Annotated in this window: 24 protein-coding genes; 19 read left to right on the top strand and 5 right to left on the bottom strand. The window is 69.5% G+C overall.

Going from position 1 to position 24,123, the window contains the following annotated elements:
• Positions 1 to 66 precede the first annotated feature (66 nt).
• The 4 genes from OC490_RS43180 to OC490_RS43165 all read left to right on the top strand — a co-directional run bounded on the left by OC490_RS43180 (position 67) and on the right by OC490_RS43165 (position 3,878).
• Positions 67 to 711, top strand: coding sequence for an HAD family hydrolase (locus OC490_RS43180; protein WP_262063534.1), 645 nt, complete (start codon positions 67 to 69; stop codon positions 709 to 711).
• A gap of 69 nt (positions 712 to 780) precedes the next feature.
• Entirely contained in the window at positions 781 to 1,476 is a 696-nt protein-coding gene (locus OC490_RS43175) for a VC0807 family protein (protein ID WP_262063533.1), read from the top strand.
• A gap of 67 nt (positions 1,477 to 1,543) precedes the next feature.
• Positions 1,544 to 2,755, top strand: coding sequence for an MFS transporter (locus tag OC490_RS43170; RefSeq protein ID WP_262063532.1), 1,212 nt, complete (start codon positions 1,544 to 1,546; stop codon positions 2,753 to 2,755).
• Entirely contained in the window at positions 2,706 to 3,878 is a 1,173-nt protein-coding gene (locus OC490_RS43165; RefSeq protein ID WP_262063531.1) for an acetoin utilization protein AcuC, read from the top strand. Before OC490_RS43170 ends, OC490_RS43165 begins: the two co-directional genes overlap by 50 nt.
• 309 nt (positions 3,879 to 4,187) lie before the next feature.
• Here OC490_RS43165 and OC490_RS43160 read toward each other — a convergent pair whose 3' ends face one another.
• On the bottom strand, positions 4,188 to 4,628 hold the full coding sequence (locus OC490_RS43160; protein WP_262063530.1) for a spore-associated protein A: 441 nt from the start codon (positions 4,626 to 4,628) through the stop codon (positions 4,188 to 4,190).
• Positions 4,629 to 4,827: 199 nt separating this feature from the next.
• Between OC490_RS43160 and OC490_RS43155 the strand changes: the two genes are divergently transcribed.
• From OC490_RS43155 to OC490_RS43135, 5 genes are all read left to right on the top strand, one after another.
• Positions 4,828 to 5,643, top strand: coding sequence for a phosphatase (locus OC490_RS43155; RefSeq protein ID WP_262063529.1), 816 nt, complete (start codon positions 4,828 to 4,830; stop codon positions 5,641 to 5,643).
• 129 nt (positions 5,644 to 5,772) lie between these two features.
• Complete coding sequence (locus tag OC490_RS43150) at positions 5,773 to 5,985, top strand: helix-turn-helix domain-containing protein (protein ID WP_004984898.1); 213 nt, start codon at positions 5,773 to 5,775, stop codon at positions 5,983 to 5,985.
• A gap of 111 nt (positions 5,986 to 6,096) precedes the next feature.
• The gene (locus tag OC490_RS43145; protein WP_003948845.1) at positions 6,097 to 6,195 is read left to right on the top strand and encodes a 30S ribosomal protein bS22; all 99 of its coding nucleotides are present in this window, start codon (positions 6,097 to 6,099) and stop codon (positions 6,193 to 6,195) included.
• A 198-nt stretch (positions 6,196 to 6,393) separates the two neighbouring features.
• Positions 6,394 to 7,455: an NAD-dependent epimerase/dehydratase family protein gene (locus tag OC490_RS43140; protein ID WP_262063528.1), complete on the top strand. Its 1,062-nt coding sequence runs from the start codon at positions 6,394 to 6,396 to the stop codon at positions 7,453 to 7,455.
• A 14-nt stretch (positions 7,456 to 7,469) separates the two neighbouring features.
• Positions 7,470 to 8,558 carry a lysophospholipid acyltransferase family protein gene (locus tag OC490_RS43135; RefSeq protein ID WP_262063527.1) on the top strand — a complete coding sequence of 363 codons (1,089 nt, stop codon included), beginning with the start codon at positions 7,470 to 7,472 and terminating at the stop codon, positions 8,556 to 8,558.
• Positions 8,559 to 8,648: 90 nt separating this feature from the next.
• Here the strand turns inward: OC490_RS43135 and OC490_RS43130 are convergent, their stop codons facing one another.
• From OC490_RS43130 to OC490_RS43120, 3 genes are all read right to left on the bottom strand, one after another.
• Entirely contained in the window at positions 8,649 to 9,869 is a 1,221-nt protein-coding gene (locus OC490_RS43130; protein WP_262063526.1) for a DUF5667 domain-containing protein, read from the bottom strand.
• 233 nt (positions 9,870 to 10,102) lie between these two features.
• Positions 10,103 to 10,876 carry an ECF subfamily RNA polymerase sigma factor, BldN family gene (locus OC490_RS43125; protein WP_200712572.1) on the bottom strand — a complete coding sequence of 258 codons (774 nt, stop codon included), beginning with the start codon at positions 10,874 to 10,876 and terminating at the stop codon, positions 10,103 to 10,105.
• 315 nt (positions 10,877 to 11,191) lie between these two features.
• Complete coding sequence (locus OC490_RS43120) at positions 11,192 to 12,133, bottom strand: HAD family hydrolase (protein WP_262063525.1); 942 nt, start codon at positions 12,131 to 12,133, stop codon at positions 11,192 to 11,194.
• Between the two features lie 114 nt (positions 12,134 to 12,247).
• Here OC490_RS43120 and OC490_RS43115 point away from each other — a divergent pair, with 114 nt between their 5' ends.
• The 7 genes from OC490_RS43115 to OC490_RS43085 all read left to right on the top strand — a co-directional run bounded on the left by OC490_RS43115 (position 12,248) and on the right by OC490_RS43085 (position 19,459).
• Positions 12,248 to 12,487, top strand: a complete 240-nt coding sequence (locus OC490_RS43115; RefSeq protein WP_262063524.1) for a glutaredoxin family protein — start codon at positions 12,248 to 12,250, stop codon at positions 12,485 to 12,487.
• Positions 12,488 to 12,734: 247 nt separating this feature from the next.
• Positions 12,735 to 13,502, top strand: a complete 768-nt coding sequence (locus OC490_RS43110; protein WP_262063523.1) for a redox-sensing transcriptional repressor Rex — start codon at positions 12,735 to 12,737, stop codon at positions 13,500 to 13,502.
• On the top strand, positions 13,499 to 15,214 hold the full coding sequence (locus OC490_RS43105) for a glutamyl-tRNA reductase (RefSeq protein ID WP_262063522.1): 1,716 nt from the start codon (positions 13,499 to 13,501) through the stop codon (positions 15,212 to 15,214). The genes OC490_RS43110 and OC490_RS43105 overlap by 4 nt, the downstream gene beginning before the upstream one ends.
• Complete coding sequence (hemC, locus tag OC490_RS43100; protein ID WP_262063521.1) at positions 15,211 to 16,173, top strand: hydroxymethylbilane synthase; 963 nt, start codon at positions 15,211 to 15,213, stop codon at positions 16,171 to 16,173. Before OC490_RS43105 ends, hemC begins: the two co-directional genes overlap by 4 nt.
• A complete protein-coding gene (locus tag OC490_RS43095; protein ID WP_262063520.1) occupies positions 16,170 to 17,876 on the top strand; it encodes a bifunctional uroporphyrinogen-III C-methyltransferase/uroporphyrinogen-III synthase in 1,707 nt (568 codons plus the stop codon). The genes hemC and OC490_RS43095 overlap by 4 nt, the downstream gene beginning before the upstream one ends.
• Positions 17,877 to 18,053: 177 nt before the next feature.
• On the top strand, positions 18,054 to 19,049 hold the full coding sequence (hemB, locus tag OC490_RS43090; protein ID WP_262063519.1) for a porphobilinogen synthase: 996 nt from the start codon (positions 18,054 to 18,056) through the stop codon (positions 19,047 to 19,049).
• Positions 19,050 to 19,093: 44 nt separating this feature from the next.
• Positions 19,094 to 19,459 (top strand): DUF805 domain-containing protein, encoded by a 366-nt coding sequence (locus OC490_RS43085; protein ID WP_262063518.1) that lies wholly within the window; start codon positions 19,094 to 19,096, stop codon positions 19,457 to 19,459.
• A gap of 15 nt (positions 19,460 to 19,474) precedes the next feature.
• On the opposite strand, the gene OC490_RS43080 is transcribed toward OC490_RS43085, so the two are convergent.
• On the bottom strand, positions 19,475 to 19,624 hold the full coding sequence (locus tag OC490_RS43080; RefSeq protein WP_262063517.1) for a hypothetical protein: 150 nt from the start codon (positions 19,622 to 19,624) through the stop codon (positions 19,475 to 19,477).
• Positions 19,625 to 19,908: 284 nt separating this feature from the next.
• Here OC490_RS43080 and OC490_RS43075 point away from each other — a divergent pair, with 284 nt between their 5' ends.
• The 3 genes from OC490_RS43075 (at position 19,909) to OC490_RS43065 (ending at position 24,112) form a co-directional block, all read left to right on the top strand.
• Positions 19,909 to 20,811: an SAM-dependent methyltransferase gene (locus OC490_RS43075; RefSeq protein WP_262063516.1), complete on the top strand. Its 903-nt coding sequence runs from the start codon at positions 19,909 to 19,911 to the stop codon at positions 20,809 to 20,811.
• A gap of 74 nt (positions 20,812 to 20,885) precedes the next feature.
• Positions 20,886 to 22,106, top strand: coding sequence for a PLP-dependent aminotransferase family protein (locus OC490_RS43070; RefSeq protein WP_262063515.1), 1,221 nt, complete (start codon positions 20,886 to 20,888; stop codon positions 22,104 to 22,106).
• 104 nt (positions 22,107 to 22,210) lie between these two features.
• Positions 22,211 to 24,112 carry an FHA domain-containing protein gene (locus tag OC490_RS43065; RefSeq protein ID WP_262063514.1) on the top strand — a complete coding sequence of 634 codons (1,902 nt, stop codon included), beginning with the start codon at positions 22,211 to 22,213 and terminating at the stop codon, positions 24,110 to 24,112.
• Positions 24,113 to 24,123 lie beyond the last annotated feature (11 nt).

Raw genomic sequence — 24,123 nt, 5'->3', positions numbered from 1 at the left:
AAATATTGCGAAAACCCCTGTACCGTTTATTCGGTACAGGGGTTTTCTGCGTTTAGGCTCAGCGGTATGCGCTACGACCTCGTGATCTTCGACAACGACGGTGTCCTTGTCGACAGTGAGCCGATCTCCAACAGGATCCTCGCCGGCTATCTCACCGAGCTTGGGCACCCGACCTCGTACGAGGACTCCATCCGTGACTACATGGGCTCGGCGATGCACCGGGTCCATGACCTCGTCCAGGAGCGGACCGGACAGCGGCTGCCGGACGACTTCGACGATGTTTTCCACGCTCGCGTGTTCGCCGCGTTCGAGCGGGAGTTGAAGCCAATCGCCGGGGCCGTCGACGTGCTGGAGAGGCTGGTCGCGGACGGGGTGCCGTACTGCGTGGCGTCGTCCGGGAGTCATGCGCGGATTCGGACGGGGCACTGGGCGACGGGGCTGGACGAGTGGTTCGAGGAGGAGTGGGTCTTCAGTTCCGAGGACGTGGGGCGGGGGAAGCCGGCGCCGGACCTGTTCCTGTATGCCGCCGAGCAGATGGGCGTGGCGCCGGAGCGGTGTGTGGTCGTAGAGGACAGTCCGCTGGGGGTGCGGGCTGCTGTCGCGGCCGGGATGGATGTGTACGGGTTCACCGCCATGACGCCTGCTGAGCGGCTTGCGGGGGCTACTCGATTGTTCGGTGACATGCGGGAGTTGCCCGACCTGCTCGTCTGACATTTGTCATGCCGAGGTCCGGACGATCGGTTCTACTGGGGGGCTGGGGCTTCGCGGCAGTCTGAGTGCATGACGACGAACACGGGCTCCATGAAGAAGAACCTCGCGCCGCTCCTCCTGGACGTGGCGGTGCCGATCGGGTCGTACTACCTGCTGAAGAGCGGGTTCGGGATGGGGACCGTGGCGGCGCTGGGGTGGAGCAGCGTGGTGCCGGCGGTGCGGACGGTGTGGGGGGTTGTCGTCGAGCGGACGGTCAACGCCTTTGCCGCGTTGATCCTCTTCGTGAATGTCGTCGGGCTGTCGCTCAGTCTTGTCGCCGGTGATCCTCGGCTCATGCTTGCCAAGGACAGCGGGGTCAGCAGTGCGATCGGGATCGGGGTCCTGGTGTCGGTGGTGATGGGCAGGCCGATGATGACCGCCGGTATGAAGCCCTGGCTCGTGAAGGGGGACCCGGAGCGGGAGGCCGCCTTTGAGCGGCTGTTGAGAGGGTCGGCGGCCTTTCGGCGGGCCGAGCGGCTGTTCTCGCTGGTGTGGGGTGTGGCGCTGCTCGGCGAGTGTGTCGCCCGGGTCGTCGGGGCGTACACACTGCCCGTGGACACCATGGTGTGGCTGGGCACGGTCGTGATGGTCGGGACGATGGGCGTGACGGCCGTTGTCAGTGGCGGTCTGGCGGCTGGGCCCATGGCGGAGATGATCAGCGACGAGCTGAAGGGCGGACAGGCCCCCGCACCTGCGGTTCTTCCCTCGCTGGTCGTCGCTCGGTAAAGGTGAGCAGAATTCATCTTTGGCTGGATCTACCCACGAGTACGCCGGGACCCTTACGCTCGCCGCCATGACAGATGTGCTGCGGCGCGGTAGGGCCTCGTTGGCGTTCAGCTTCTTCGCTCAGGGCGCCACCTTCGCGCTGCTCGTGACACGTATCCCCGCGATCCAGGAGCGGTACGGGGTCTCGGACGGGCTGCTGCCCGTCTTCCTGGCCGCCGTGCCGATCCTCGCCGGTGTCGGGAGTGTGACCACCGAGCAGCTGGTGAAGCGAATACGGCCCAGCGTGCTGCTGCGCTGGTCCCAGCCGGTCGTGCTGCTGGCGCTGCTCGGGGTCGGGGCGGGCGACAGCATGGCCGAACTGGCGGTCGCGCTCGGGGCGTTCGGGCTCGGGGTGGGTGCGCTGGACGCCTCGATGAACATGCTCGGGGTGAGTCTGCAGCGGACGTACGGGCGGAGCATCATGCTCAGCTTCCATGCCGCGTACAGCCTGGGCGGGATCGTGGGGGCCTCGCTGGCGTGGGCGGGGGCGCACTGGCATCTCGCGCTGTGGGTGTCGTATCTGCCGGTGGTGGCGGTGTTGCTGCCGGCGGCCTTCGTGGGGAGTCGGTGGTACGTCGACGGGGATGCGCCGGGTAGCGAGGCGGAGGGCGAGGAAGCGGGGCCGCTCGTTTTCAAGTTGCTGCTGCCGTTGTGTCTGGTGATGACCTTCGCCTATATCGGGGACTCGACCGTCTCCAACTGGAGTGCCAAGTACCTGAAGGACGTGCTGGGGAGTTCGGAGCAGGTGGCGACCGTTCCGTACAACGTCTACATGGTGATGTGCCTGGTCGGGCGGGGGATCGGGGACCTTGGGGTGCGGCGGTTCGGGGCCGTGGCCGTCGTACGGCTGGGGGCTGTGGTGGCCGCGCTGGGGTTCGCGGTGGTGGCCGTGGCGCCCGGGGCCGGGGTCGGGATGCTCGGGTTCACGCTGCTGGGGCTCGGGCTGTGTGTGCTGGTGCCGCAGACCTTCGCGGCGGCCGGGCGGTTGTTCCCCGGGGCTTCGGATACGGCCATCGCGCGGCTCAATGTCTTCAACTACGTGGGGTTTCTGATCGGTTCGCCGTTGGTGGGGGCGCTGGGCGATGCGTGGAGTTACCGCGGGGCGATGCTCGTGCCGATGGTGTTGGTGCTGGTGACGTTGGTGTACGCCCGCTCGTTCGCGCCGGCGGAGGGCCGGTACGGTGACGGGCATGAGCGGGCGCGCACAGCTGATGTGGGACGAGGCAGTAACGGGCTATGACTTCGGCCGGGACCATCCGATGGACCCGGTCCGGCTCGCCCTGACCCGGAGACTCGTCGACGCCTTCGGGCTCGACAAGGACATGGATGTGGTGGCGGCCAAGCCCGCCGGTGATTCGACGTTGCGGCTGGTTCACCGGGAGGACTACGTCGAGGCGGTCAAGGCCGCCTCGGCCGATCCGGGGTCGGCGGACGGGGCGTACGGGCTGGGGACGATGGACGATCCCGCCTTTGCCGGGATGCATGAGGTGTCCGCGTTGATTGCCGGGCAGTCGGTGGGGGCTGCCGAGGCTGTGTGGGGCGGGGACGCGCTGCATGCCGTGAACTTCTCGGGTGGGCTGCATCACGCGATGCCGGGGGCTGCCTCCGGGTTCTGCATCTACAACGATGCCTCGCTCGCCATTGCCCGGCTGTTGGAGCTGGGGGCCGAGCGGGTCGCGTACGTCGATGTCGACGTGCATCACGGGGACGGGGTCCAGGCGGCGTTCTGGGAGGATCCGCGCGTGCTGACGATCTCTCTGCATGAGCATCCTCGGACGCTGTTCCCGCAGACCGGGTGGCCGGAGGAGACCGGGGCGGGGAAGGGGGAGGGGGCGGCGGTCAATGTGGCGTTGCCGGCCGGGACCGGGGACGCGGGGTGGCTGCGGGCCTTTCATGCCGTCGTGCCGGAGCTCATCGCGGACTTTCGGCCGCAGGTGTTGGTGACTCAGCACGGGGCCGATACGCATTTCGAGGATCCGCTTGCTCATCTCGCCGTGTCGTTGGATGCGCAGCGGGCCGTGCAGGTGGCGTGTCATGAGCTGGCGCACGAGTACGCGGACGGGAAGTGGGTCGCGCTCGGCGGGGGGGGTTATGCCGTGGTGGAGGTGGTGCCGCGGTCGTGGACGCATCTCGTTGCGATCGCCGCGGGGCGGGAGATCGCGCCCGAGGCGGTGATTCCGGAGGGGTGGCGGCAGGAAGTGTTTGCGCGGACACGGGAGTTGGGGCCGCAGCGGATGACTGATGGGCGGTGGCCGGTGGCCTACGCGGACTGGGAGTCGGGGTATGACCCCGCCGACCGTCTTGACCAGGCTGTGGTGGCTACTCGGCGGGCGGTGTTTCCGTTGCGGGGGCTGTTGCCGTAGGTCGCCGGTGGATGTGCGGGTGGGTGGGGGTGGGTGTTGCGGGGATTTTTTCGCCCCCGCCGCCCCTACCCGTCCCGTCCCTGGGGGCTGCCGCCCCCAGACCCCCGCTTCGGCCTGGACGGCCTCGTCCTCAAACGCCGGACGGGCTGGATAGTGGCGGCCTGTGTTGTAGAGGTGCCGGGCGGGCTGAATGTTGGCGGCCTGCGTTGGAGGGGTGCCCGGCGGGCTGGATAGTGGCGGCCTGCGTTGGAGGGGTGCCGGACGGGCTGGGTGTGCCCGTCCGGCGTTGGAATCGAGGTCTGGTGCGTGTCAGCCGCAGTGGCCTGAGTCGCCGGCCTTGGCTGTGCCGATTACGCCGTACCAGATGGCGCAGTAGCCGCGGGCGGACATGTAGACGGGGCCGGCGTACGAGGTGTACTGGCCGTAGTCGGTGACGGGGTTGTGCTCTTCGTCGATGTCGATGTTGAGTTCGACGGCCATGAAGATCTTCGCGCCCGGGGTGTTGCGGATGGTCACGGCGCAGTTCTTGCCGGTCGACTCGTTCCAGGTCAGGAAGATCTTGCCGACGTTGCCGACCGGCGTGGAGTCGATGACCTTGTAGCCGGTGCCGCAGGCGCCGTTGTAGGTGGCGGTGGCTGCTGCCGCCTTGGTGGTGGCAGCGGACGCGGGAGCGGTTGCGGCGATCGTGCCGCCGAGCGCCAGGGTGGCGAGGGCGGCGGCGGTCGTGGTGCGACGGGACAGCTTGATCATGATGTGTTCCCCCAGTTGGTGGTGCCGGTCAACTTGACTGGGACGGTTGGTCGTTCCGTCCACGCAGGATGAGACCCGGGAACCCGTACGACAGTTGTGGTCGCTTTTGTCACTGTCCTGTCACCGGTGTTACGCCAACGGTGCGGAGTTTCCGGCGTTCCCGCCGTGGGCGGTCCCCGCGTCCGTCACCATCGCTCCCGTGTTGACCACTGGCGCGCTCCGCGCGCATCTGCTGGCCGCCCGGCTGGCCGGACCCGTGGCCACCTCGCGGGAGGAGAGCCTGCGGAGCTATCGGGCCTTCGCCGCTCGTGACCCCCGGGTGCTGATCGGACTCGATCCCGAATGGACTTGGGGACAGCGGGACTTGATCGCGTTGATGGCGGACAAGTGTGGGGTTTCGGCCGACCCGAGACATGTTTCCGGGCATGATGTGATCGACCCGGAGCGGACCCTGACCGCTCTGGACGCCTTCGCCGACCGGCTGGGCGCGGTGGCGGAGCGCAACGGACCCGTGCTCCTCGGCACCGGGCACCCGCACCGGCTGCTCGGGTTCTACGCCGCGTTGGCGGACGCGCTGTCGGCGGCGGGATGTGCTGTTCTCACCCCTGCGCATGGTCACTGTGTCGACATAACGACCCGGTTCGGTCTACGCACGTACAACCTTGCCTACGTACAGGGCGTCGCCCTCGTCCGTGATCCGGACCCCGAACGCCCCGGTTGTGAGCCCGGCGCACACACGCACTCACCGCTCCCGGTTCGTACCGTGCTGGGTGCGGCGGCGGAGGCCGGCGGGGTGCTTCCGGAGCTGGTGATCGGGGACCACGGATGGGTCTGCGGAGCAGGTCAGCTGGGGTTCGAGGCCATTGGGCTGGCCGATACCGATGACCCCGCACTGTTCGTGGGGGAGGCCGAGGGGTCGGTGTCCGTGGCAGTTCCACTTGATGACGCCGTGCGGTCCGATTACTACCGCCCGCTTACCCGCTACGTACTCAATCGAGCGTGTCTGTCACAGTAGGCCGCCGATGGGTGCACCTCTTCCCCACTCGCATCACCCGCCCCTACATTGGGGAGTGAGCACGCAACGACGAAGAGTCACCGGAAGGGGAAGCCGGTGACCGTCGAGTGCGGAAGGTTCAGGTGTGTCATGGCTGCAGCTGGCGAGAGGCCTCTGAACGAGGTTCAGTTCCTTACCGTGGCGGAGGTCGCCTCGGTGATGCGAGTGTCGAAGATGACCGTGTACCGGTTGGTGCACAGCGGTCATCTGCCCGCTATCCGGGTGGGGCGGTCCTTCCGCGTCCCCGAGCAAGCGGTACACGAGTACCTTCGCGAGAGTTATGTGGGGGTGGAGACAGCCTGAGGCGATACCTCGATTACGACCTCAGCGCTCGGACGGGTAGGCTGGCCCCTTGTAGGTCGTATGGGCCCATGATGCCCAGCACCGAGTGATGAGAAGTGAGCGAGGGTAGTCGTGGGCTCTGTTATCAAGAAGCGGCGCAAGCGGATGGCTAAGAAGAAGCACCGCAAGCTGCTGAAGCGCACGCGCGTGCAGCGTCGTAACAAGAAGTAGGCGACGCGGCGCCGCGAGAGCGTCTCCTGTGGCCCCCCACCGGTCTCCGGTGGGGGGCCACAGTTTTGCCGGCGCCCATGTCCGCGTCATGTGCCGAATGTGGGTACTCGTGACGTCGTGCGTCAGGCGGTCATCACAGCGCAACACCGAACCGCTAGGTTGGCCGCACACGGGTAACTCGGAAGGAAGGCGCTGATCTTGGGGAAGGTCGTGCTCGTGACCGGAGTGGCCCGTCAGCTGGGGGGCCGTTTCGTACGACGGATTCAGCGTGACCCACAGGTGGACCGGGTGATCGCCGTGGACGCGGTCCAGCCCGGGCACCATCTGGGGGGCGCGGAGTTCATCCAGGCCGACATCCGGCAGCCCACCATCGCGCGGGTGCTCGCCGAGTCGGGTGCCGACACGGTCGTCCACATGGACGTGACGGGCACCGCGCTGGGCAGCGGCAGCCGGACCACGGTCAAGGAGACCAACGTCATCGGCACCATGCAGCTGCTCGGCGCCTGCCAGAAGTCGCCGGTCGTCAAGCGGCTGGTGGTGAAGTCCAGCACCAACGTCTACGGCTCCGCCCCGCGCGACCCGGCCGTCTTCACCGAGACGACCCCGCCGAAGTCCCTGCCGAGCGGCGGCTTCGCCAAGGACACGGTCGAGGTCGAGGGGTATGTGCGTGGCTTCGCCCGCCGTCGGCCCGACGTCGCCGTGTGTGTGCTGCGGTTCGCCAACATCCTTGGTCCTACGGCGGATTCGCCGCTCGCCTCGTACTTCTCGCTGCCGGTCCTGCCGACCGTGTTCGGCTACGACCCGCGGCTGCAGTTCGTGCACGAGGACGACATGATCGAGGTCATGCGGATCGCCTCGCACGATCCGGAGCGGGGCACGCTCAACAGCGGCACCTTCAACATCGCCGGGGACGGCGTCCTGCTGCTCTCCCAGTGCTCGCGGCGCCTGGGCCGTCCGACGGTGCCGCTGCTGCTGCCTGCGGTCACCTGGGCCGGTTCCCTGGTGCGGACGCTGGGGATGACGGACTTCTCCCCGGAGCAGATCCGGCTGCTCACCCACGGCCGGGTCGTGTCGACGGTGCAGATGCGCGAGACCCTGGGGTACAAGCCGAAGTACACGACCGCCGAGACCTTCGCGGACTTCGCGCGCAGCCAGGGCCCGGGGCTGCTGCCGCCGGAGGCCCTCGCGGGGGCCGTCGACCGGATCGCCGCGCTGTCCCGGCCGGACAGTGGCCACCCCCCGACGCCGAGCGCCAACTGAGGAGCGCATCAACGATGGCGGATGCCAAGGTCATTCCGTTCGACGACGACCGGTCCCGCGCGGGTGCCGTGCAGCGGCCACAGCGGCGCCGGAGCGCGGGAAGCCGGCGCAAGAACGGCGAACCCGCGCTGGTCCGTGAGGTCCAGCCCCTGCCGGGCCGGGGCTTCGCGCAGGATGATGTTCCTGTGACACGTGAGGAGCAGGAGCCGGAGCAGCCGCAGGACGAGGGCGGCCAGGTCGGTCAGAGCGACGAGGGCGGCCAGGGGGGCCTGGAGCGCCGTATCGCCCATGGCCTGTCCTTCCTGCGCCGCCGGCTGACCGGGGACTACGAGGTCGACGACTTCGGCTACGACGAGGAGCTCACCGACGAGGTCCTCATGCCGGCGCTGCGCCCGCTGTACGAGAAGTACTTCCGGGTCGAGGTGAAGGGCATCGAGAACATCCCGGCGGACGGTGGCGCGCTGATCGTCGCCAACCACTCCGGGACGATTCCGCTGGACGGCGTGATGATGCAGATCGCCGTCCACGACAACCACCCCGCGAACCGCCACCTCCGGCTCCTCGCGGCGGACCTGGTGTTCATGCTGCCGGTCGCCAACGAGCTGGCCCGCAAGGCCGGTCACACGCTCGCCTGCGCGGAGGACGCGGAACGGCTGCTGGGGCGCGGTGAGTTGGTCGGGGTGATGCCGGAGGGCTTCAAGGGCATCGGCAAGCCGTTCAGCGAGCGCTACAAGCTCCAGCGGTTCGGCCGCGGCGGCTTCGTGTCGACGGCGCTGCGCAAGCGCGTACCGATCATCCCGTGCTCGATCGTCGGGGCCGAGGAGATCTACCCGATGATCGGCAACTCCAAGACGCTGGCCCGGATCCTGGGCTTCCCGTACTTCCCGATCACGCCGACGTTCCCCTGGCTGGGCCCCCTCGGCGCGATCCCGCTCCCCACGAAGTGGACGATCCAGTTCGGCGAACCGATCCCCACGGACGGCTACCCGCCGGAGGCGGCCGAGGACCCGATGCTGATGTTCAACCTGACCGATCAGGTGAGGGAACAGATCCAGCACACGCTGTACAAGTTGTTGGTGCAGCGGCGGTCCGTGTTTTTCTGAGGCCGGATTTCTGCGGCCCCTGTCTGAGAAACCTGACATGCACCTGTGCGGCTACGAGGAACTCCCCGTAGCCGCACAGGTGTTGATCGCCTAGTTGGCGTCCTCGCTGTCGATGCCCAGGCCGGGCAACAGGCCCGGCAGGAGCGGTGGGAGCGTGACGTCCGGTTCGGTGATCGACGGCTTGCTCGTGGACGAAGCCGTGCCGGAGGACTTCGGGGGGTCCAGGAGGCCGCCCGTGTTGCCGCCGAGGAGGCCGTCGCCGTCGGTGGCGGACTCGCTGGGGGTGCTGGAGTGGCTGCCCTTGCTCTCGGGGGAGTCCGCTGTGGTGCTCGGGGTCGTCGAGCGGTGCGAGCCCGTGGAGCCGGTGGACCCCGTGTCGGGAGCGCGGTGCCTGCCGGTGCCGCCGCCGGTTTTGGCCGGGGGCTGCGGAAGCAGCGACTGGAGCGGGGCGACCTCTTCGTCTATGGCGTCGAAGACCGAGGAGACCTGGTCGCTGACGTCGCCGAGCTGGACCGGCAGGCGGTCGCGCAGCGCGCCCCAGGCCTCGCGGTGCGAGCGGGAGAACGCGGAGAGGGCCTGGATGGGGCCCAGCGAGTTCGGGTCCTGCTCGTAGGCCTGGTGCAGCAGACGGTGGCCCTCGGACGCGTCGTGCGTCATCCCGGACAGCGTGCGGCGGATCTCGCCGAGCTGCTCGTGGTCGAGGTGGCCGCCGCGGTCCCGCTCGATCAGCCGGCGTGCCTCGCTCAGGCGGTTGGACGCCTGGTCGAGGTAGGACACTCCGCGCTGGTCGTCGCCGTCGGACAGGTAGTTGAGCTTGAAGTCCTCGATGCCGCGCTTCAGGCCGTACAGCCCGTCACCCGGCAGGGCGTCCGAGCTGGCGGCGGCGACTCCGCCGAAGGCTCCGGCGGCGACTCCGACGCTCAGGCCGCCGGCCGCGAGGCCCTTGCTGAGCCGGGACCGGGGTCGCAGTTTGCCCAGTCCGGTGGCCCGGTGGGTGCCCCGGGACCGGTGGGATCGCTGCTCCGGTACCGAAGGTTCTGGTGCCTCGCCTCCTTGCAGCATGGCCTCGAACGCGGCGACCAGCTGAGCCCGCTGGACGACCTTGACCTCGGGGTCCAGCACTGGTTTGGGCAGCTCGCCGAGACCGGTGGCGAAGGCCAGCATGCGGCCCTGCTCGGTCTGTTCCGCAGCAGCCGGGGCCGGTGCCGGTCCTTCGGACTGCTCGGCCGCCGTGCCCCGGTCGGACTGCTCCTCTTCCAGGGCCTGGGCGAAGGCGTTCGCCCGCCGGTGCGCCGATACGTTCGCGATCACTGGCGGCACCTCCTCTCGTCATGACGGTCGACTCCCCAGGGGGTCCTGAGGGTTGCACCTCCTGACCGCATCCACACGATCGAGTGATCGGAGAGGGCCAGGGTGTGACCACAGGGAGCCTGTATCCCGCACAACGAGTGGCGCGGCACTTGGGTTACGGACGACGGATGATCCGACCGCGAACTCAACGGACTTTCACTGAGCGCGAGTTGGGCGTTACCGAGCGTGTGCCGTCAGCGGGCGTCGTCCGGGAGGAGCCGGGCGAGAGTGCGCACGGCGCGGTACTGGAGGGTCTTGATCGCGCCCTCGTTCTTGCCCATCACCCGGGCGGTCTCCGCGACGGAGAGGCCCTGGAGGAAGCGGAGCGTGACGCACTCCTGCTGCTGGGGGTTGAGCCGGCGTACGGCGTCGAGCAGTGCGGCGTTCGAGAGGGACTCCAGGACGGAGTCCTCGGGGGAGCGCGCTACCTCGTTGGCGTCGAGCATCTCGCCGGTGGTCACTTCCAGCCGGAAGCGGCTCGACTTGAAGTGGTCCGCGACGAGGTTGCGGGCGATGGTCACCAGCCAGGCGCCGAAGTCGCGCCCCTGATAGGTGAAGGTGCCGATGCGGCGCAGGGCGCGCAGAAAGGTCTCGCTGGTGAGGTCCTCGGCGGTGGCTTTGCCTCCCACTCGGTAGTAGATGTACCGGTACACAGTGTCGCTGTACTGGTCGTAGAGGCGGCCGAAGGCGTCGGCTTCGCCGGCCTGGGCACGCTCCACGAGGTCCATCATCCGGGCGCTGTCGCTGTCAGCGGCCGGACGTCGTGCGGTGGCGGCGCCGGCCGAGCGCCCTCGTCTGCCAACAGCCGCGCCGCCGTCGGCCAGTGCGTAGCACGGACCGACGGGTGCGGTGGTGGCGAAGGCGGCGGGGACGGCGTACGCGGTGGGGACGAAGCCGCGCAACAGGTCTTGGACCGTTGCGCGCAGCGTAGCCAGGCCCGAGGCGTCAACCCCGACGTGTGGGTACACGGGACTCCCAGAGGCAGAGCTTCCATCACGTGCAGTACCGGAACGTTCACCCGTCGTAGCGACAGAGATGTGCCGGATTGCGTCTGAGGAGAATAACGCTTCGTACAGGCGCTGCTACACCCAGTTGCTCAAATCATCGATTACGTCGCTTCTGTAACCGATTGACGCTCGATCAAGTACCGCAGAGTGAACGGTTGTTGATCAGAACAGTCCGAATTCAGTCAGGGAGCAGGGCGTGTTGTGGCCGTGTGCAGCCAACGTGACTGGACAGGGGGTTACGCGGGTACGACCCGTGGATTGGCTGTGTTTACCGCGTCACCGGCGTCGGCGATGCAATGCGATCGCCGCGGCCGTGCCGCCCGCCACCGCGCCCACGCCGGCCGCCGCCGGGATGCCGACCTTGGCCGCCTTGCGGGCCGTCCGGTAGTCGCGCAGCCGCCAGTCCAACTGCCGGGCGTGCTTGCGCAGCTTGGCGTCCGGGTTGATGGCGTAGGGGTGACCGACCAGCGAGAGCATCGGGATGTCGTTGTGCGAGTCGCTGTACGCGGCGCAGCGGGACAGGTCCAGGCCCTCGGCCGCGGCCAGCGCCTTTACCGCCTCCGCCTTGGCGGGGCCGTGCAGCGGTTCGCCGACCAACTTGCCGGTGTAGACGCCGTCGACGGACTCGGCGACCGTGCCGAGCGCGCCGGTCAGGCCGAGTCGGCGGGCGATCACGTTGGCGATCTCCACCGGGGCCGCTGTGACGAGCCACACCTTCTGGCCCGCGGCGAGGTGTGCCTCGGCGAGGGCGCGGGTGCCGGGCCAGATGCGCTCGGCCATGTACTCGTCGTAGATCTCCTCGCCGATCGACTGGAGTTCGGCGACGCGGTGGCCCTTGACGATGGACAGCGCGGAGTCGCGCGCCTCCTGCATGTGCTCGGGGTCCTCGGAGCCGGCGAGCCTGAACCAGGCCTGCTGCCAGGCGAACTTGAGGAGGTCGCGGGTCTCGAAGAACTTCCGTTTGTGCAGGCCCCGGCCGAAGTGGAAGATCGACGCGCCCTGCATGACGGTGTTGTCGAGGTCGAAGAAGGCCGCTGCTCTGTCGTCGCCGAGGACCGGGAACTCCGGTTCCTGCGTTGCCTCTTTCGCGAGGGCGTCCTCTATGTCCTGGACGTCCTGCGACGACTTGCGCGCTGCCTCCGCAGAGGCCTCGCCTGCCAACACGCTCCGCGCCGTGGCGGAGCGCCTACGGGGAGTGAGCCATCCGAGAGCGGCCATGTCGTGAGCATAGCCAGTTTGTTCGGTGGTTCCGGAGCCGAGAGGTTCGGAGGCTGTGAACTCTCCGCGACCAAGCCGTTAAAGAAGTGGCCGGACGGCGTGAGAATGGGGTGCATGAGTCATCTCGTCACCCTCATCGGGAAGCCCGGCTGCCATCTGTGCGAGGACGCGCAGCTCGTCGTGGAGAAGGTCTGCGCCGATCTCGGGGTCCCCTGGGAACAGAAGGACATCACCGTGGACCAGCGCCTGTACGACGAGTACTGGGAGCAGATCCCGGTCGTCCTGGTGGATGGGAAACAGCACACTTTCTGGCGGGTGGACGAGGGCCGTCTGCGCCGGGAACTGACCAAGTAGTTCAACACGCACCCGAACGTCGCTTAGGATCGACGGCGGTTTGGTCTCGGGGGCGGGAATTACGAGGAGTGTGGCAGTTTTGCCCCCTGGAATGCGTCTGGAACGCGTGTGCGTGACCCCGGTCACGTTGGGTGGGCAAATCGGACACCATCTTTGTGCACGCGTTCACAAAGACATAGCCTGCTTCCGACGGGGCGGTCTGGGTTCGTGTGACCGCCCACAGCCCCGCTCTACCCGCAGGAGCACCGTGGCAACTGGCCGAACTCACCGACCGGCGACCCGTAGCCGAGGGATTCCCGAGGCCACCGTCGCCCGTCTCCCGCTGTACCTCCGCGCGCTGACCGGACTCTCGGAGCGCTCGGTACCCACGGTCTCCTCCGAGGAGCTGGCCGCCGCCGCGGGCGTCAACTCCGCGAAGCTGCGCAAGGACTTCTCCTACCTCGGCTCCTACGGCACCCGTGGTGTGGGCTACGACGTCGAGTACCTCGTCTACCAGATCTCCCGCGAACTGGGCCTGACCCAGGACTGGCCGGTCGTGATCGTCGGTATCGGAAACCTCGGCGCCGCCCTCGCCAACTACGGCGGGTTCGCCTCCCGCGGCTTCCGCGTGGCCGCCCTCATCGACGCCGACCCGGCGATGGCCGGCAAGCCCGTCGCGGGCATCCCGGTGCAGCACTCGGACGAGCTGGAAAAGATCATCAGCGACAACGGCGTCTCCATCGGCGTCATCGCCACCCCCGCCGGTGCCGCCCAGCCGGTCTGCGACCGGCTCGTGGCCGCCGGTGTCACGTCCATCCTGAACTTCGCGCCGACCGTGCTGACTGTTCCGGACGGCGTCGACGTACGCAAGGTCGACCTCTCCATCGAGCTGCAGATCCTCGCCTTCCACGAGCAGCGCAAGGCCGGCGAGGAGGCCGCCGCCGCAGCCGACGGCGCACACCAGGCCGCCACGCGCCGCGGTGACTCCGCCGAGCAGGGCCCTGACGGGGACGTCCCCGCCGTGATGCCGGCATGAGTCTCCTCGTCGTCGGGCTGAGCCACCGCAGCGCCCCGGTCAGCGTCCTGGAGCGGGCCACGCTGAACGAGGACGCCCAGATCAAGCTGCTGCAGGACACGGTCGCCGCCGAACCGGCCACCGAGGCCGCGGTGTTGGCCACCTGCAACCGCATCGAGCTCTACGCCGACGTGGACAAGTTCCACGCGGGCGTCGCCGAACTCTCCACCCTGCTCGCCCAGCACAGCGGGGTCGGTCTCGACGAGCTCACTCCTTATCTCTACGTGCACTACGAGGACCGGGCCGTCCACCACCTCTTCTCGGTGGCCTGCGGCCTCGACTCGATGGTGGTCGGCGAGGGCCAGATCCTCGGCCAGATCAAGGACTCGCTGGCCAAGGCGCAGGAACTGCACTCCGCCGGGCGGCTGTTGAACGACCTGTTCCAGCAGGCCCTCAGAGTCGGCAAGCGCGCCCACTCCGAGACCGGCATCGACCGCGCGGGCCAGTCCCTGGTCACCTTCGGCCTTCAGCAGCTCTCCTCGGGGGCGCCGGTAGAGGCCTGGGCGAAGGGGAAACGCGCCCTGGTGATCGGCGCCGGCTCCATGTCGTCGCTGGCCGCCGCGACCCTCGCCCGCGCCGGGGTCGCCGAGATCGTCGTCGCCAACCGCACCTCCGACCGCGCCGAGCGGCTCGCTCAGATCATCACCGAGAGCCCCGAAACGGACGTGTCGGCCCGCGCGGTACCGATGGATTCGGTGCCGTTCGAGCTGACACGTGCCGATGTCACCGTGTCCTGCACGGGCGCGACGGGCCTGGTCCTGACGGCCGAGGCGGTCGCGGGAGCGGTCGAGGGCCGGGTGTCGCAGGACGCGACGGCCGGTCGTACGGATGTGAAGGGCGACGTACGCGAAACGCTTCCGCCGACCTCCGTCGGGGCCGAGGACGGGTGTCCGCTGGACCTCTCCGCGGTGCAGGCGGCGACCGGCTTCTCCGTGATGGGGGAGGCCGCCGTGGCCGGGATGGACGCGGCGACGCTGGAGCAGCACGCGGCCTGGGTCGGCGGTACGGCTGTCGACCGTCGTGAGGCGGCCCGTCGTACGCCCGAGGCGGAGGCGGAACTCATCGCCGAACTCGCCACCATGGCCGTGACCGTCGGCCGGATCCCCGAGCGGCGCAGGCCCGAACCCGTCGCCGGGATCCCGCGCCCCGCCCCGGTGTTGTCGCTCCTCGACCTCGCGATGCCGCGTGACGTGGACGCCGCCGTGCACCGGCTGGCCGGAGTACGGCTGGTGGACATCGAGACGCTCGCCGAGGCCTCGGCGGACGCTCCGATGGCGGCCGACGTGGACGCGGTCAGGCGTATCGTCTCCGACGAGGTCGCGGCCTTCGGGGCAGCCCTGCGGGCCGCGCACATCACGCCGACCGTGGTCGCCCTGCGCGCCATGGCCGCCGAGGTCGTGGCGGGCGAGATCGCCCGGCTCGACGGACGGCTGCCCGGCCTCGACGACAAGCACCGCGCCGAGATCACGCAGACCGTACGACGGGTCGTCGACAAGCTGCTGCACGCGCCGACCGTGCGGGTCAAGCAGCTCGCGGCCGAGCCCGGCGGCGCCGGGTACGCGGACGCGCTGCGCACCCTGTTCGACCTCGACCAGGAGACGGTGGCCTCCGTCACCTGGGCACAACGAGCCGACGACGAACCTGAGAACAGCAAGAACCGAGGGCCAGCATGAGTAGCAAGGCACCACTGAGGCTCGGGACCAGGCGGAGCAGACTCGCCCTGGCCCAGTCCGGGCTGGTGGCGGACGCCGTGAGCCAGGTGACCGGACGGCCCGTCGAGCTCGTCGAGATCACCACCTACGGCGACACCTCCCGCGAGCACCTCGCCCAGATCGGCGGTACGGGAGTCTTCGTGACCGCGCTGCGGGACGCGCTGCTCGGCGGTGAGGTCGACTTCGCGGTTCATTCGCTGAAGGACCTGCCGACCGCGCAGCCCGAGGGCCTGGTGCTCGCCGCCGTCCCGGAGCGCGAGGACCCGAGGGACGTACTCGTCGCCCGGGACGCCCTGAAGTTCACCGACCTGCCCCGCGGGGCGCGCATCGGTACGGGCTCCCCGCGGCGCACGGCCCAGCTGAACGCGTACGCGCGCGGCCACGGCCTCGACATCGAGACGGTCCCGATCCGGGGCAACGTCGACACCCGGATCGGCTTTGTGCGGGACGGTGAGCTGGACGCCGTCGTCCTGGCCGCCGCCGGACTGAGCCGGATCGGCCGGCTCGACGAAGTGACCGACTTCCTGTCGGTCGACACGGTTCTGCCCGCCCCCGGCCAGGGGGCCCTGGCGATCGAATGTGCCGCGGACAACGCGGACTTGATCGCGGCACTCGGCGAACTCGACGATCCGTTCACGCGGATCGCCGTGACTGCCGAAAGGTCCCTGCTCGCCGCCCTGGAGGCCGGCTGCTCCGCCCCTGTGGGCGCGCTGGCCGACCTTCTGGCCGACGGGCAGATTGTCAAGGAAATGCGCCTGCGCGGAATAGTCGGCACGACCGACGGTTCGCGTACGGTGCAGCTGTCCACCACCGGTCCCGTGCCCGAGACGCATGACCAAGCACTGACGCTCGGTCGCGAACTCGCCGCCGAGATGCTCGCCCAGGGCGCGGCCGGTCTGATGGGGGAGCAAGCCAAGTGAGCCCCACCACTCTTCCCGCCGCCGGTCCGGAACACGGGCACGTCACCTTCCTGGGTGCCGGACCCGGAGATCCGGGACTGCTCACACTGCGCGCCGTGGAGGCGCTGGCGAACGCGGACGTACTCGTCGCCGAGCACGAGGTGCTCGACGTCGTACGTGCGCACGCCCGATCGGGCGTGGCCGTCGTGCACCCGGATCCGAGTCCTTCTTCGGGCTCGCTCCCGGGCACGGGCACGCCTCAACTAACGGTAGTTGACGGTGTGTCAACAACCGTTGGCCTACCCGCTGTGCGGGATGCGGCACATCTTGTCATGGAGGCCGCGCGGGGCGGCAGGCGGGTCGTACGTGCGGTGTCCGGGGACCCCGGACTAGATACGTACGCCGCCGAGGAAATGCTCGCCTGCGTCGCCGCGGGTGTGCCTTTCGAGGTCGTCCCGGGTGTCGCCGCGGCCGTCGGCGTGCCCGCGTACGCCGGTGTCCCGCTGCGGGACGCGCAGGGCGCGGACGTCCGCTTCGTGGACGCCCGTACCGCCTCGGACCGCTGCTGGACCGAGGTCGGCGCGTCGGACGGCACGGTGGTCGTGTCCACCTCGCTGGACTCCGTGGCCGCGGCTGCTGGTGAGCTGGTGGCTGCGGGTCGTAAGCCCGATACGCCCATGACCGTCACAGTGGCTGGTACGACCACTCGTCAGCGGACCTGGTCCGCGACCCTCGGCACCATCGCGCAGACGCTGAAGCAGGCGAAGGTGCTGCCGTCCCCGGACGGTGGCCGGCCGGTGATAGCCGTGGTCGGTGAGCGTTCCGCCGCCGCCCAGCGCGACCAGTTGTCGTGGTTCGAGTCCAAGCCGCTGTTCGGCTGGAAGGTCCTCGTCCCGCGCACGAAGGAGCAGGCGGCCTCGCTCTCCGACCAACTCCGGTCCTACGGCGCCGTCCCGCACGAGGTGCCGACGATCGCCGTCGAACCGCCGCGCACGCCCCAGCAGATGGAGCGGGCGGTCAAGGGCCTGGTGACGGGCCGCTACGAGTGGATCGCCTTCACGTCGGTCAACGCGGTGAAGGCCGTGAGTGAGAAGTTCGAGGAGTACGGGCTCGACGCCCGGGCCTTCGCGGGCATCAAGGTCGCCGCGGTGGGCGAGCAGACCGCCAAGGCGCTGATCGCCTTCGGCGTGAAGCCGGATCTGGTGCCGAGCGGGGAGCAGTCCGCCGCCGGGTTGCTGGAGGACTGGCCGCCGTACGACCCCGTCTTCGACCCGATCGACCGGGTGTTCCTGCCGCGTGCCGACATCGCCACGGAGACGCTTGTCGCCGGGCTGATCGAGCTGGGCTGGGAGGTCGACGATGTGACCGCCTACCGGACCGTGCGGGCCTCGCCGCCGCCTGCCGATACGCGCGAGGCGATCAAGGGGGGTGGCTTCGACGCCGTTCTCTTCACTTCGTCGTCGACCGTGCGGAACCTGGTGGGGATTGCCGGGAAGCCGCACAACGTGACCGTGATCGCGTGCATCGGACCCGCTACGGCGAAGACGGCCGAGGAGCACGGGCTGCGGGTGGATGTGATGGCGCCGGAGCCGTCCGTGCACAAGTTGGCCGAGGCGTTGGCGAACTTCGGGTTGCGGAGGCGGGCTGCGGCGGAGGAAGCGGGGGATCCGGTTACGCGGCCCAGTGAGCGTCGGCCGGGGGCTCGGCGGCGGCGTACGACCTGAGGTTGCGTTTGATGTTGCGGTGTGTGGGGGCGGGCGTCCGTGGGACGCTGCGCCCCCACACCCCCGCTTCGGCCCCGAAAGGGCCTCGTGGGCTGAAAAGTGCACGAAAGTGCGCCGAAATGTGCACCGACTCACCGTCGGCAAAGGTGCCCCTGGGGCGGGCGTAGCGTAGATGTCATGACGACGTACGGATCCTTCCCCGGCTCGCGCCCCAGGCGGCTGCGGACCACCCCCGTCATGCGGCGGATGGTTGCCGAGACCCGGTTGCACCCGGCCGACTTCATCCTCCCGGCGTTCGTGCGGGAGGGGGTCAGTGAGCCGGTGCCGATCGCGGCCATGCCCGGGGTCGTGCAGCACACGCGGGACAGTCTGCGGAAGGCCGCCGCCGAGGCCGTGGCCGCCGGGATCTCCGGGATCATGCTGTTCGGGGTGCCGGAGGAGAGCAAGAAGGACGCCCTCGGGACGCCGGGGACGGACCCGGACGGGATTCTCCAGGTCGCGCTGCGGGACGTGCGGGCCGAGGTCGGGGACGAGCTGCTCGTCATGTCCGACCTGTGCCTCGACGAGACCACCGATCACGGGCACTGCGGGGTGCTTGACGATCAGGGGCGGGTCGACAACGACGCCACCCTGGAGCGGTACGCCGAGATGGCTCAGGTGCAGGCCGACGCGGGCGCCCACGTCGTAGGGCCGAGCGGGATGATGGACGGGCAGATCGGGGTCGTCCGGGACGCGCTCGACCAGATCGGGCGGGAGGACGTCGCGATCCTCGCCTATACGGCCAAGTACTCGTCCGCGTTCTACGGTCCGTTCCGCGAGGCCGTCGGGTCCTCGCTCAAGGGGGACCGCAAGACGTACCAGCAGGACCCGGCCAACGCCCGTGAGTCCCTGCGGGAGTTGGCGCTCGACCTCGAAGAGGGCGCCGACATGGTGATGGTCAAGCCGGCCGGGCCCTACCTCGACATCCTGGCCAAGGTCGCCGAGGTCTCGGACGTGCCGGTCGTCGCCTATCAGATCTCCGGCGAGTACTCGATGGTCGAGGCCGCCGCCGAGAAGGGCTGGCTGGACCGGGACCGGGCGATCTTCGAGACGCTGACCGGGATCAAGCGGGCCGGGGCGCGGAACATCCTGACCTACTGGGCGGTCGAGGCAGCCCTTAAGCTGCGCGACTGAGGGAATGGCGAGAGCGGGATCACCCGGGCGGGCAGGGGGCGGCTGTGCACTGGTTCGTGGAGGCGATGCGGAAGTACGCCGACTTCGGCGGGCGTGCGCGGCGCCTGGAGTACTGGGTGTTCGTGGCGGTCGTCTACGTCGGCTATGTCCTGCTGGTCGGGTTCGGCGCCTCGGGGAGGTCGCCGGCGCTCGTCGCCACCGCGTTCGTCTTCAGCGTGATGCTCCTGCTGCCCGGCCTCTCCGTGACCGTCCGGCGGCTGCACGACACCGATCACTCGGGGTGGTGGACCCTCATCGGGCTCGTGCCGTTCGTCGGGACCGTCGTCATGCTGATCTTCACGCTGACGGAGAGCGAGCCGGGCGAGAACCGGTTCGGCCCGTGCCCGAAGCGGATCCCGGCGCACGCCTGACCCCGGCACCGGCCCTCAGCGCGGGGAATGTGCGGTGGGAGTCGTGCCCGACGGGCCCTCGTCGCGTACGCCCATGCCGTCCTTGCAGCCCGTGAGCAGCAGTGCGGCGAGCACGGCCGCCGTCACGGTGGCCACGAGGCGGACGCGGGTGGTGCGGACGGGCATGGGTCCCCCTGTCGGAGCGATGCGGTACGGGTTGCAGCTTGGGCGGTCGGGCCGCGCGGGCGCTACGCCTGGCGCAGGATTCGGGACGCCCGGACCGTCCCGCCCGCGCTGACCTGCGGGGACGCCGTCCCTTCCGGGCACGGTACGGGACGCCGGGACCCTTCCTCCCACTTGGGCACCATCAAGTCCCGCCGGGAGTTAGGTTGTTGACCACTGCACTTGAGCACCACTGCATGTGAGCACCGTTCCGGTTGGCCCATGACCCACTCTCCTGGGAGACACACATGCCCGGCGACGCCCTCAGCCAAGATCCCGCCGAGCTGAGAAGGAGGATCGACACCACCAAGGCGCACCCGGCCCGCGTCTACGACGTCTTCCTCGGCGGCAAGGACAACTACCCGGTCGACCGCGAGGCCGCCGCCGCCGGGCTCGCCGCCAACCCGCGCGGCTATCTCGACGTCCGGCACAACCGCGACTTCATGCGCCGCGCGGTGACCCGGCTGTCGCAGGAGCACGGTGTCCGCCAGTTCCTCGACATCGGCACCGGGCTGCCCACCGCGGAGAACGTGCACCAGATCGCCCAGGGCATCGCCCCCGAGTCGCGGATCGTGTACGTCGACAACGACCCGGTGGTCCTGGCGCACGCCCGCGCGCTGCTCACCAGCACGGACGAGGGCCGTACCGACTACATCGACGCCGACCTGCGCCGCCCGGACGACATCCTCGAACAGGCCGCCAAGACCCTCGACTTCAACGAGCCGATCGCGCTGCTGCTGGTGGCGATCCTGCACTTCGTCGAGGACGAGGAGGCGTACCCGCTGGTGCGCGAGCTGGTGGACGTGCTGCCGTCCGGCAGCCACCTGGTGCTCAGCCACCTCACCGACGAGATCCACCCGATCCCGACCCGCGCGGTCCAACGGACGTACACGGAGCGGGGGTTCACCTTCGTGTTCCGTACGAAGGCCGAGGTCGAGCGGTTCTTCACCGAGGCCCGGGGGGTCACCCTGGACGAGCCCGGTGTCGTCACCGCCCACCGGTGGCACCCCGGCCCGGCACCGGCCCCGCCGGCCGTGGAGCAGGCGTACTTCGACAGTCTCGACGACATCGAGAAGATCACCTACCGGGACATCAACGATGTGACGGACGACGACATCAACGTCTACGGGGCGACCGGCACGAAGGCCTGAAACCGGTCGAGCGGTGGGCGTCCGGATCGCGGAAACGTGTTTGTAGGTGCCAGGTACTTTCCTACGCTGAGAGCATGACCGTGACCGAGCCAGTCCTTGGCCCCCTTGCCCCCATGCCGCCGCTCGCCGCCCGGGCCCGTGCGATCGGCGGTTCGCCGGTGCGGGACATCCTCGCCGTCACCGCCCGCCCCGAGGTGATCAACTTCGCGGGCGGGCTCCCGGCCCCCGAACTCTTCGACGCCACCGGTATCGCCGCGGCCTACCAGGCGGTGTTCGCCGAGACGCCCGCGCCGGCGCTGCAGTACGCGACGACCGAGGGCGAGCCGGTGCTGCGGGCCGCGCTCGCCGAGCGGACCTCCGTCCGCGGGCTGCCCACCGACGCCGACGACCTGCTCGTCACCACCGGATCGCAGCAGGCGCTCTCGCTGCTGGCGACCGCGCTGCTGGAGCCGGGGGACGTCGTCCTGGTCGAAAGTCCCTGTTATCTGGCGGCACTTCAGGTCTTCGCGTTCGCCGGTGCGCGGGTCGTCGGCGTGCCCAGCGACTCCGACGGGCTGGACCCGGAAGCGCTGGACGAACTCGTGGTGCGGGAGCGGCCCAAGCTGCTCTACACCGTGCCGACCTTCCAGAACCCCACCGGCCGCACCCTGCCCGCCGCCCGTCGGGCCGCGGTCGCCGCCGTCGCCGCGCGGCGCGGGCTGTGGATCGTGGAGGACGACCCCTACGGCGAACTCCGCTTCGAGGGCGAGCGGTTGCCGTGGATCGCGGCTCACGAGGGCGCGGCGGACCGTACGGTGCTGCTCGGCTCCTTCTCCAAGGTGATGGCGCCGGGGCTGCGGCTCGGCTGGCTGCGGGCGCCCGGGGCGCTGCTGCGGGCCTGTGTCGTCGCCAAGCAGGCCGCCGACCTGCACACCCCGACCGTCAACCAGCTCGCCGCAGCACGGTACTTGGCGGACAACGACCTCGACGCGCATGTGGCGGGGGTGGCCGCCGTGTACCGGGAGCGGCGGGACGCCATGCTCGGGGGGCTTGCCAACTCGCTTCCGGAGGGGTCGAGTTGGGAGCGGCCCGAGGGCGGCATGTTCCTGTGGGCGCGACTTCCGGAGTCGTACGACACGACGGAACTGGTGTCACGGGTGCTGCGGCAGAACGTGGCCTATGTGCCGGGCGCGCCCTTCTACGCCGGGGAGCCCGACCGGTCGACGATGCGGTTGTGCTTCGTGACGCAGACGCCGGAGGAGATCCGGGAGGGGCTCAGGAGGCTGGGGGAGGGGCTGCGGGACCGGGTGGGCTGACTAGCGGATTCGTTCCCGGGGTAGTGCGCTTAAGGCGGCCGGAGTTCCTTGAATGGGCGAATCCCCTTGGAGGCGCGCCGAGTTGACCACTGGGAGGGAATGCCATGGCACCGGTGCTCGTCGGACGCGAAGGCCTGCTCGCGGGAGAGCGCATCCCGATCGTCGACACCCGCGTCACCTTCGGACGCAACGCGGGGAACACGGTCGTCATCGCCAGCCCGAGCGTCTCCCGCTTCCACGCGGAGATCGTCTTCGACCAGGACACGGGATACGTCCTGAGTGACCTCGGCAGCAGCAACGGCACCCAGGTCAACGGCGAGGAGGTGGAGTCCCGGCTGCTGCAGCCCGGCGATGAAATCACCATCGGCGACCAGGAGTTCCGCTTCGAGGTCGCGGACGCCATGCAGACCCTCATGGCGCTCAACCTGCCCCGGTCGGTGACCCACCCGGAGGAGAGCGACGGCTCGGAGCTGCGGGTCACCGTCGTCGGCGGCGGCCCGGTCGGCCTCTCCATGGCCCTGCTCCTGGAGCACTTCCTCGGCGCCCAGGTCAAGATCACCGTCTACGAGGGCCGGTGGCGCAGGCAGGGCCGTACCGTCGTCTGGAAGAGCGCGGACGAGGGCAACGTACGGCGCCAGCAGGTGGTGACCGTGCAGAGCCGGCAGTACCTCGCCTGGCCGCAGTGCGTGCAGGACCGGCTCTTCGAGCCCGAGAACTACACCGAGATGTGGCCGTCGGGCCCGGACTCGATCGGCGACCACCACCCGCGCAACATGCGGATCGCCTACATCGAGGACAAGCTGCTGGAGCTGGCGAACGAGAAGCGGGACCGAATACGGCTGATCCCCGCCAAGTTCGACCCGGCGGACCAGCGCGACGAACTCGCCTCGCAGCACGTGCTCGCCATCTGTGACGGCGGCCGGTCGCGCACGCGCGAGCACTTCGCGGCCCGCTTCGGCAAGGCCGACGAGTCGATCTACTCCCTCGACGGTGTCCACCTGCGGGACGTCGTCCTCGGTCTGCGCGTCAAGTCGGAACTCCCCGACCCCATGGCGATCCTGCTGACGGTCGCTCAGAACCGGTTCCTGCTCAACTCGTTGCGCGGCGAGGGCTTCCTCAACATGCGGCTCACCGACGCCGAGTTGACGGAGGTCATCGGCATCGACCCGGTCCGCCGCGTCTTCGAGGAGTGCATCGCCTCCCGCCCGTGCCTGATGAACCGCGACGAGCACGGCGACTTCCAGTGCGCCACCCACGGCACGCTGTTCCTCCCCGCCCTCATCAAGGGCTCGCCCCTGTGGAAGCGGGTGCACGAGGGGCTGCGGCTCTTCGACGTCAAGTCCCAGGACCTGTCCGCGGTCACCAGCTTCCGCCTCGACATGGTCCAACGCCCGCGCTTCTCCGCCGAGTTGCTGCCCCCGACCGTCAACACCCCCGGCACCTACGGCTTCCTCCTCGGCGACGCGGCCAACTCCATCCACTTCTGGCCCGGCCGGGGCCTCAACAGCGGCCTGGCGTCCGCCATTTCGCTGGCCCGCTCCCTCAACAGCGCCTGGAACGGCCGGCCCTTCCGCGACGCCGACTTCCTGCGGCACGAGGCCGCCATGTCGATGCTCCAGTACCGGCACAAGAGCCGCGCCTGGAAGGCCATGGTCACCACCGACGACCAGGGCGTCACCTGGGCCATCAAGGACATCATCGACCACGGTATCGACGGCATCACCGAGGAACCCGACCGCGAGGCGGACACGGCCACGCTGCTGGCGCGCATGGCAGCGATCCGGGACAGGTTGGCGCCCCGCCTGCCCGGCATGCCGGACGACGAGGCGATCCTCGAACGCCTCGCGACCCTGGAGGACCGCACCCTGCGCATGCTGGTCCTCAGCGGCGCGTGGGACACCCTCACGATGGGCGGCGAGGAGGTCGACATCGACATCTTCTACGGCCCCGACTCCTCGGCCGCCGCGGCGGCGGTGGAGGCGCTGGAGCCGGCCACGCAGCAGTGAGCCGGGCGGGG

Source organism: Streptomyces sp. STR69, assembly GCF_024519455.1.
In the GTDB taxonomy this organism is placed as follows: domain Bacteria; phylum Actinomycetota; class Actinomycetes; order Streptomycetales; family Streptomycetaceae; genus Streptomyces.
This window is presented reverse-complemented; position numbering and strand designations above follow the sequence as displayed.